Origin of the sequence: Aestuariibaculum sp. M13 (genome assembly GCF_024723255.1) — a bacterium.
GTDB lineage: Bacteria > Bacteroidota > Bacteroidia > Flavobacteriales > Flavobacteriaceae > Aestuariibaculum > Aestuariibaculum lutulentum.
In genome coordinates, this window is sequence record NZ_JANIAC010000002.1 from 953447 (window position 1) to 962287 (window position 8841).

Annotated in this window: 10 protein-coding genes; 4 read left to right on the forward strand and 6 right to left on the reverse strand. The window is 35.6% G+C overall.

Annotated elements, in window-relative coordinates; genetic code table 11:
• The first annotated feature begins 7 nt into the window (after window positions 1–7).
• Together NO995_RS11165 and NO995_RS11170 are read left to right on the forward strand one after the other, a co-directional pair.
• Window positions 8–781: a LexA family transcriptional regulator gene (locus NO995_RS11165; RefSeq protein ID WP_258227582.1), complete on the forward strand. Its 774-nt coding sequence runs from the start codon at window positions 8–10 to the stop codon at window positions 779–781.
• Window positions 778–2109, forward strand: coding sequence for an exonuclease domain-containing protein (locus NO995_RS11170; protein WP_258227583.1), 1332 nt, complete (start codon window positions 778–780; stop codon window positions 2107–2109). Before NO995_RS11165 ends, NO995_RS11170 begins: the two co-directional genes overlap by 4 nt.
• Window positions 2110–2163: 54 nt before the next feature.
• Here the strand turns inward: NO995_RS11170 and NO995_RS11175 are convergent, their stop codons facing one another.
• Window positions 2164–2493, reverse strand: a complete 330-nt coding sequence (locus NO995_RS11175; protein WP_258227584.1) for a YegP family protein — start codon at window positions 2491–2493, stop codon at window positions 2164–2166.
• 187 nt (window positions 2494–2680) lie between these two features.
• Here NO995_RS11175 and NO995_RS11180 point away from each other — a divergent pair, with 187 nt between their 5' ends.
• Window positions 2681–3163 carry a DUF6922 domain-containing protein gene (locus tag NO995_RS11180; protein WP_258227585.1) on the forward strand — a complete coding sequence of 161 codons (483 nt, stop codon included), beginning with the start codon at window positions 2681–2683 and terminating at the stop codon, window positions 3161–3163.
• Between the two features lie 72 nt (window positions 3164–3235).
• Window positions 3236–3841: a nucleotidyl transferase AbiEii/AbiGii toxin family protein gene (locus NO995_RS11185; RefSeq protein ID WP_258227586.1), complete on the forward strand. Its 606-nt coding sequence runs from the start codon at window positions 3236–3238 to the stop codon at window positions 3839–3841.
• Window positions 3842–3844: 3 nt separating this feature from the next.
• Here NO995_RS11185 and NO995_RS11190 read toward each other — a convergent pair whose 3' ends face one another.
• The 5 genes from NO995_RS11190 to NO995_RS11210 all read right to left on the reverse strand — a co-directional run bounded on the left by NO995_RS11190 (window position 3845) and on the right by NO995_RS11210 (window position 8148).
• Entirely contained in the window at window positions 3845–5287 is a 1443-nt protein-coding gene (locus tag NO995_RS11190) for a type IV secretory system conjugative DNA transfer family protein (RefSeq protein ID WP_258227587.1), read from the reverse strand.
• Entirely contained in the window at window positions 5284–6318 is a 1035-nt protein-coding gene (mobB, locus tag NO995_RS11195; protein ID WP_258227588.1) for a MobB family relaxase, read from the reverse strand. Before mobB ends, NO995_RS11190 begins: the two co-directional genes overlap by 4 nt.
• Window positions 6284–6859: a BfmA/BtgA family mobilization protein gene (locus NO995_RS11200; protein WP_258227589.1), complete on the reverse strand. Its 576-nt coding sequence runs from the start codon at window positions 6857–6859 to the stop codon at window positions 6284–6286. The genes mobB and NO995_RS11200 overlap by 35 nt, the downstream gene beginning before the upstream one ends.
• A 437-nt stretch (window positions 6860–7296) precedes the next feature.
• Complete coding sequence (locus tag NO995_RS11205) at window positions 7297–7740, reverse strand: RadC family protein (protein WP_258227590.1); 444 nt, start codon at window positions 7738–7740, stop codon at window positions 7297–7299.
• Between the two features lie 75 nt (window positions 7741–7815).
• Window positions 7816–8148: a single-stranded DNA-binding protein gene (locus NO995_RS11210; RefSeq protein ID WP_258227591.1), complete on the reverse strand. Its 333-nt coding sequence runs from the start codon at window positions 8146–8148 to the stop codon at window positions 7816–7818.
• Window positions 8149–8841: the final 693 nt, after the last annotated feature.

Below are 8841 nucleotides of genomic sequence, written 5' to 3' on the forward strand. Positions count from 1 at the left end.
TAGCATTATGAAATTCTTATCAGGAAACATCAGGCATTTACGACAATTAAAAGGCTTAACACAGGAAGGATTAGCAGAAGAATTAAAGGTACATCGCTCACGTATAAGTTCATACGAAGAGGCACGTGCCATCCCAACAGCTAAATTTTTACTCGATTTATCTGATTTCTTTAAAATACCTATTGATGCAATACTTCGAAATGATCTGACAAAAACAAAGGATACCTCATTTATTGAAATTGGAAATAAACGTGTTTTGTTCCCAATTATGGTCGATGAGGATAACGAAAATCTAATCGAAGTGGTTCCCATTAAAGCTACAGCCGGGTATCTCGCAGGGTATGATGATCCAGAATACATAGAACACTTACAAAAAATCAAACTTCCTTTTTTACCAACAGGAAAACACAGAGCCTTTCCTATAAAAGGCGACTCCATGCTTCCTATGAAAAATGGTTCTTATGTGGTTGGTCGTTTTATAGAAGATCGACGTGATATAACCAGTGGTAAAACCTATGTGCTTATCACGCTCAATGATGGTATGGTTTATAAGCGTGTCTATAATCAAATAGAAGAGAACGGAACACTTTGTCTGGTTTCTGATAATGCGACTTATGAACCTTATGAAGTTCCTATTGATGAAGTTCTGGAACTTTGGGAGTTTACCTGTAGTATTAATACACAGGAATACGATGAACAGGATCTTAAAATATCAAGTATTATCACCATGTTTAATAGTCTTGGCGTAGAACTCAAAGCTCTGGAAAAAATGATGAGATGATATACACGATTATAGATATTGAGACCACCGGGCAAGGCAACAAAATAACTGAGATTTCCATTTTCAAATATGATGGAGATAAGGTTATTGATGAGTTCACATCACTGGTTAACCCCGAATCCTATATCCCGGATTATATCACCGCGCTTACTGGTATTGACAACTATATGGTGGCAGATGCTCCGACATTCAAAGATGTGGCTGACAATATTCTATCCATCACTGAAGACTGTATATTTGTGGCTCATAATGTAAATTTCGATTATAATATTATTCGAAGCGAGTTTAAAGCTATTGGTGTTGATTTTAATCGAAGAAAGCTTTGTACCATCAGACTGGCCAGAAAATTAATTCCAGGACACCCTTCCTACAGTTTAGGTAAACTTTGTACCTCTTTAGATATTATCATAGAAGACCGACATCGCGCACGAGGCGATGCTCAGGCTACAGTTATTCTTTTTAAACAGATACTTGATTCTGAAAACTCAGAACAGGTAGTTTTAGAGTTTTTAAAGAAGAGTTCCAAGGAAGCAACCTTACCGCCACATTTACCCAGTACTGTTTTTAATGGCATTCCAAACGCTCCAGGTATTTACTATTTTAAAAACAAAAAAGGTAAAATCATTTATGTGGGCAAAGCCAAAGATTTGAAGAAACGTGTTTTAGGACACTTTTATGATAAGTCCGATAAAGAACTTGCTTTATGCAGGGAAACTGCTGATATTGACTATGAGTTATCTGGAGGCGAGCTTATTGCCTTACTCATGGAAGACGCTGCGATTAAACAACACTACCCGGAATACAATGTAGCATCAAAACGAAATCCTAAAGTGTATGGCATCTTTACCTATGAAGATCGCGATGGGGTGATCCATATGGCTTATAATACCCTACAAAACACAGTTGCTCCATTTATAACATTTTACAATATTACAGATTGCAGAACCTTTTTAGAAAAGCTATGTATGCAATTTGAGCTCTGTCCCAAATACTGTCATTTACAAGAAGGTGTTACATATTGTAATCATTACAAAATACATACTTGTCATGGTATTTGTAAAAATGAGGAATCCGTTGACACCTATAATCAACGTGTTCATGAAGCCCTTGAATACACCAATTCTAACACCTTAAACAAAGTCATAAAACAACCCGGACGACATTCCGAGGAGCAGGCTTTTATTCAAATTCAAAATGGGGTTTATCTGGGTTATGGTTTTATTGAAACCAGTCATCAAATTACAAACTCTGAATCTTTAGAAAATTATCTTATTCCTCAAAAGGATAATGTTGATGTAAAAAAGATTCTTAGAAAACATTTGATGTAATAAAAAAAGGCTACAAAACCATGTAGCCCTTTAAACTAAAATTTATGTTTAACCCTAAGTCAAATCCTCCACTTCAGCAGATGGCGCATTGGTTTTCACAGACTCTATACCATTTTCCATCGCACTGGTTGAAGAATACATTTGACTGGTTCCTATAACCTGATTGTTTCCAGCTTTTAAATTAAAGTATGGACTACCTCCTTTGGATTCCAAGCGCTCATACTTTGAATCATCCGGCGCATTCTTTTTCACAGATTCAATACCATTGGTACATCCTCCTTTAGCAGCATACCCTTCACTAGCTAGGATATTTTGCCCATTACTTGCTTTAAGTCTAAAACGGAATTCTCCGCCGTTATCTTTATAGATTTCAAATTTTGCCATATTACTTAGTTTAATTTATTTCACTAAATATAATAAAAATATTACATAGCTTAAACTGTAATATTTAAGAAATCATCCTATAATCAATTCATAACAAACCATTTAATACTTCATTGAAAATTCCATTTAACACAGTTTTAGATTAATCAACAATTAATTTATAAACAAATTTGTTTACATTTGTAGTATGAATAAGTTAATAGAGAAGTTTAAAGGGATTCATCCGGGATTCATTTTAGAACACATCCTAAAAAAGCGCATGATACGTCAGCGCCCATTTGCCTTGTCTATTAATGAACACCCACAAACCCTAAATGCTATTACCAAAGGACGTAGAAACTTAAATACGGCTTTAGCATTAAAAATTGAAGATAAACTAGAATTAGAAGAGGGCACTTTAGCTTTATTACAGACGTATTTCGAAATTTCACAAGAGAAGGAAAAACAAAAAACTGCAAGCCCTAACTTATCTATTTTAAGAAAGTCTTTGTTCTGGGATACAGATATTTCAAAAATCGATTGGGATAGGCAATTTAAAGCCGTAATTCAAAGGGTTTTTGAACGAGGTAATGAGGCAGAGAAAGCTGAAATTCGTCGTTTCTACGGCTCTAAAAAAGTAGATACAGTACTTCAATCGAAAACAAGAAAATCATATCAGATTTCTCACTGATAATTGTATTTTTAGCACATGTTACATTACAATACCGTCAACGACCTCTTGAAGAATAGCCTTAAGCTTTTAATGTCTGCCAAGGAATTCGAAACGTTCCGATTGGTTGGAGGGACGGCGCTAAGTTTACAAATTGGACATCGGGAATCGATTGACATTGATTTATTCAGTGACCAGGATTATGGTTCCATTGATTTTGATGCCATTCAAAACTTTCTGGAATCTAATTTTGCTTATATAGACCATTTGGAGAATATCCCTGTGGGACTGGGTAAATCCTATTTTGTTGGCACTGACGCTGACAACACCATAAAATTAGATGTGTTTTATACCGACCCATATATTCAACCAGCTATAGAAGTCGATAGTATCCGAATGGCTACCCTTGAAGAAATCATAGCTATGAAGCTGGATGTTATTCAAAGAGGTGGCCGCAAAAAGGATTTCTGGGATTTACATGAGTTATTTTATAAGTTTAAAGTTCAGGATATGTTGGCTTTGCATGAACAGCGTTACCCTTACGATCATGATCCATTACTTATTCTCAAAAATTTCATTGACTTTAGCCAAGCAGATGATGACTTTGATCCTATTTGTCTTTTAGGTAAACACTGGGAATTCATAAAAGATGATATTACTGAATTTATCAATTACTATATCGACGAACAATCTCAATAAAGTTTACCCAGACTTAAAGATTGCTTTAACCTCTCTATAGATTTTCTCATAATGAAAGTTGAGTTGCTCTTCATTAATTTCTTCTGGATTCGGTGGTAATTCTTTGGTAATCTTCTGAAGTTTAAACCTCACCTTCCTGTCTTTTCCATCAGCAAATGAGATAAACTCTCCTTGTCTTAATCTAAAGAAGATATTCGCGCGTCTTTTTGATACTTCACGCTCCCCTTCCGTTATCCGACTTTCTAAACTGAGGCCGCTATTTTTGCTAATACTTTTAGTAGGCACTTTTATCATTTCAAAAAACTGCTCATAGTATTTCGCGGTATCCGGATCATTGGCTTTTCCAAAAAACTGATAGGATAAATTAGATAATATGGCCTTACTGGCTTTATCCCCATAAAGGATATCATTTTGAATTTTGTCCTGCATCACATAAACGGTAGACACATCAAAACTCCTGAGTGTAGCCGGTATTCTAGTCATATTTAATAGCTTAATGGTTGGCGCTTCCTCCATAAGCACGAAAGACGATTTTCGATTTCTGACACTCATTTGTTTTACTACAGTATGCATGATGGTCGCTATGACTGGGGCATAAGCAGATTCATATTGGGGGTTATTAACCACTGAGATTACAGATGGATTCCTTTCATGGTTGACATCTAAGGGCACCTGGTCCTCAGACAGTACCATAAATACACTTTGAGAACTTATCTTTTTAAAGGCATTGGAAAGAGTGCTCTTTACCCCTGCGGTTTGCTTTTCGGATTCAATTCCATTGATAAAAGCGCTGGCCATGCTTTTAGATGTCAGATTTGTACTTAAAAAAGCTACAAGCTTTTTGGTTGACAGACTTTGAAATAAAGCAATAACATGAGGCAGTGTGCAAAGCTTAGGATAATCCGTTTTCATTTTCCATATCATCCCGGCCAGGAGGCCTTCAACGGCATCATTAAAGAAACGAGATGTCGCATTAGTTTCCCCACGGATCTCCAGAAGATTTTCTATAAGCACTCTGGAGAGTTCATTGACAGATTCCTCATTAGGAAGATACCGGGGAGCAATCGGATTGACTTTATGGTAAATACTATCAAAAGAAATAACATAAAACCTCAACTCTTGCCGATCCTTAAAAAGCGGATAAGCAATTTCTGTGAGTTCAAAGTGTTTGTAGTCATGTATGATGCCACAAAACTGATACTTACTGAAATGCTGCAAAAGGTTATACACCACACTTTCCGTTTTTCCACTACCGGCAGACCCAATGACGGACACCCCGCGTTTAATATTATCTATTTTAAGCCTACCTGAGCGCAGTTTAAAATTGACTTTATACTTTTTATGATGCTTCTCCCCATCAAAGGATAGCAGTCCAGTATTGAGCAGAATTAGAATGATTACCAGAGGTAATAAAAATAAGACGATTTGTAAGTTACTTGTTATCATATTGAAATAGATCCTGATTCGATGGCTTTAGAAACGCCTTGTTTGATTTTCTTCATCGTTTTTAAAACGAGTTGGGTCTGACTAGTTGGAATGTTTGGAATGGGTACTTTCACACCTGCATTGGATAGCAATTTAAAAGCCATGGCCTTTTCACTACTGGGCAAACCAATAAGATTGGCATAATATAAATGTGGACTTTTATTCATAAGTTTTCTTGAATTATAAGTTTCTACAAAGTTTCGGTTGTACTTAAATTGTTTATCAAATTGTTTCTCGGCATTGGTGTAAAACTGATCCCTATCAAACCCTCGCTTTACTGTTTTACCATTCATCTCCACTTCAGAGGCCTTATACTTACTTCCTGGAGACAGACTATAGGTATTGGATTGATCCTTTCTACTGACTATGATGTGGATGTGCGATTGCACCCCTTCTTTAGCCATTCCTTGAGTGATCATCTTCCCATTAATTTTATGAGGGGCTTCCTGCTCCAACCTTTTGATTTGCTGTTGTTTCTTTTGAATGTCTCCTGTCATTTTTCCTGATTCTATTTTCTGAATCTCATTTTTAAGTCTGACTATTTTTTTGTGATAGGGCGCATTCTCGCGAATGGCCTTATCGGTACCCTTATAGCTGCGCTCGTGTTCAATTTTAGCATAGTATTTTATATCCTGAATGTTAACTTGTCTACCATCAATATCTCTATTAAATGCCTTAGCATAATCCTCCATAATAGTTTTTGTATAGGCCTTTAATTTCTCCGTATCATTCTGAATATGTTTTAATTCCTGTTTGCTTGGGTTCACTGTAATTGAATAAAACTTAGGTTCCTTTTTCTTAAGCTTTGCGGTATTGCTATCAATATCTTTAATCACATCTTTAGGATTAAACTGTTTGCCCTGGTGATTAAAAAAATGATTATGATCTTCAATTGTTTTATCCTGATTTTCTTTCTCCAGGTAAGCCACAAAATCGGATACGGACTGGTTATAATTCTCACCGAGCTTTTGGGGTGTTATGGTGATGTACATGATTCAGTTTGGTTTTTAATTGCTCTAACTCTTCTTTAGTGACATTAAGCCTGTAATGTCCTAATCCAAAATTGTTTCTAACGAATTTCACTTTCTTAAGCAGCGAGGTCATTTCAGTTTTAAGATTCTGATAAGACTCCTGACTTTGTTTATACTGTTTCTGATAATATTCCATTTCTTCATTTTCAGAAATCAGCTCTTGAGGTGCAAACTCGAAGTTTTCTTCTGCCTCTTCTTTAGCAGTAACTTCAAACAGCTTTTTCATCAGAAAAGCAGTAGGTTCTGTTTGTTGCTTTTCAATGGATTTAATGATGGCTATAACGGCATTAAACCGTCGTTTCATTTGAAACTTTAGACTGGATAAAGTCTCCCCAAACCGCTCTGAGGGACTGATTTCATTGGTTTCAAAAAAGAGGATCATATCCAGTAAACTAAGCGATTGGGACTTCCCGTAATGCTTACAGAAACGCCTAAACTTCTTAGCTACTGATGACTTTATTCTCAAGCCATCGAATCCTTCTTTTTCGTATCCTTTATCCATTTTTTCATAAAAAATCCACCGGTTTTACTGGGCTGAGCCCATTTTTTCATAAAAAACGAACTCTCTTATAAAACACTCCATTATCAAAACCCTTATAAACAAAGGGCTGACAAAGGAATCAAATCATGTAACATCGCGCAGCGTGTTACCCTCTTGCTCTTCTTTTCCGCCCCGCCAGGTCGTAAAATCAAGCCCAGAATAACTAGTAAATGATCACTGGTAAATTCAGCTTATTGCTGTTATTTAAGTTAGAGTATTACCAGGAAAAACCAAAATGAGGATTGAACTCAAATGGATTCAATTGTTACCAAATCGTATGAATTTCAAAAAATCGGGATTTCAAAACGTCAGTTTTTCTAAAATGACCTTCAGCAATTGAAAAAAATAAGGCCTAAGGAATGAACCAAAGGCCAGTGATTAAATAAAGGATATTTTAATTATAAAATGCCGTTATCTGCGAAACTGAAATATTCGCCTGAGGGCGTAATAATAAGGTGATCTAAAACGGCTATATCTAAAAATTTAGAGGCCTTAACAATTTTCTCTGTCAGTTGTTTATCAACTTCACTAGGTTTTAATTTCCCGCTGGGATGATTATGTACTAAAATAATTCCGGTGCTAAGGGTCTTTAAAACGATAGCAAATAAGATTCTGATATCGACTAAAGTTCCGGTTATTCCTCCCGATGATAATTCATAAATACCTTTCACTTTATTAGAGTTATTTAAAAGCATGATTTTAAAAGATTCGTATAAACCAATTGTATTTTGGTCCCAGTGATTGAAAATAATGTCGTTAGCATCTGCGGAACACTTTATCGATAAAGAGACTTTTAATTTTTCTTTATAGCTTACTTGTATTTCATTAACTTCGCTTTTCATATGCTTCTATTTAGAAGTTTAACCTAAGATTAAAAAGGGGGCTGAGTTAAAAGGGAGCCCCCTTTTATTTTTCTACTATTTACTAAGTAGTAAGATTTCACTAATAGTAATTTCAGTCACATAGCGCTTAACGCCTTCTTTATCCTCATAACTTCTAGAAGTTAGTTTTCCTTCAATGGCAATTTCTTTGCCTTTGGTCACATAGTTTTCTATGATGTCGGCCTTTTTACCCCAGGCAACTAAATTGTGCCAACTGGTATTGGTTTGTTTTTCACCTTTGGCATTGTTGTAATGCTCATTTGTAGCCAATGAAATACGGGCTAACTTTTTACCGTCTTCTAAAATGGTCATCGTTGGCTCTTGCCCTACGTTACCGATTAACTGCACTCTGTTTTTAATTGTACTCATGATAAAAAAATTTAAAAGGTTAATAAATACCCCTTGTTTTGATTTTAATTAAACTAGAATTTTAAGGGGTGCTTTGTATAGTTCTCTCTAAAAGAGGACCATGTTTGAGGTGGGTTTTGTCAAGACTTTTATCAAAAGTTCAGGAGTGTCTGCGACGTAGTAAAATCCTTGGATTTTCAAGGAAGTAGAAACCTTAAGTTTTTATAAAATTTACTTGGTCTTTACAAGTTCCACTATAGCCTTAGGCCTTCTTATGAAAACCATGGCGAAGTGCGTGTACGGAAAGTTAAACAAACGGAGTTATGGGAATTCATAGTAGAAGTGCCTTAGGCTATGCCTGGTTTTTGCTGTACCAAAAACCAATAAAGGCCTCAAACATTACCAACCCCTTAAAATGCTTGACAGAGATGGTATTTTTAGGATGGAGCGAGCAAAGTCACGAGAAGACTTTGCCGATACGCCCGTTAAGAAAATGCTATCTCTGGCTTCCTTATTAAAAAGTGAAAAGTCAAAAAATCTTTTATTTTTCCTTTACAACAGGAACAAATATCAACTATTTAAAAACCTGGACTTGCAACAAAAAACTGGACAAATAGTTGAATGACTACGCTGCTAGTTTAAGGTTATACATGTCTAATTCAAATTCTCTTATAGTTCTATTTCCTAAAAAGGAATGTCTTCTTCTATTATTGT

Coding starts and splice junctions, on each gene's coding strand:
- NO995_RS11200 (WP_258227589.1), bottom strand. CDS start 6,859: ATGGATAAAGGATACGAAAAAGAAGGATTCGATGGCTTGAGAATAAAG.
- NO995_RS11180 (WP_258227585.1), top strand. CDS start 2,681: ATGAATAAGTTAATAGAGAAGTTTAAAGGGATTCATCCGGGATTCATT.
- NO995_RS11205 (WP_258227590.1), bottom strand. CDS start 7,740: ATGAAAAGCGAAGTTAATGAAATACAAGTAAGCTATAAAGAAAAATTA.
- NO995_RS11190 (WP_258227587.1), bottom strand. CDS start 5,287: ATGATAACAAGTAACTTACAAATCGTCTTATTTTTATTACCTCTGGTA.
- NO995_RS11165 (WP_258227582.1), top strand. CDS start 8: ATGAAATTCTTATCAGGAAACATCAGGCATTTACGACAATTAAAAGGC.
- mobB (WP_258227588.1), bottom strand. CDS start 6,318: ATGTACATCACCATAACACCCCAAAAGCTCGGTGAGAATTATAACCAG.
- NO995_RS11185 (WP_258227586.1), top strand. CDS start 3,236: ATGTCTGCCAAGGAATTCGAAACGTTCCGATTGGTTGGAGGGACGGCG.
- NO995_RS11170 (WP_258227583.1), top strand. CDS start 778: ATGATATACACGATTATAGATATTGAGACCACCGGGCAAGGCAACAAA.
- NO995_RS11210 (WP_258227591.1), bottom strand. CDS start 8,148: ATGAGTACAATTAAAAACAGAGTGCAGTTAATCGGTAACGTAGGGCAA.
- NO995_RS11175 (WP_258227584.1), bottom strand. CDS start 2,493: ATGGCAAAATTTGAAATCTATAAAGATAACGGCGGAGAATTCCGTTTT.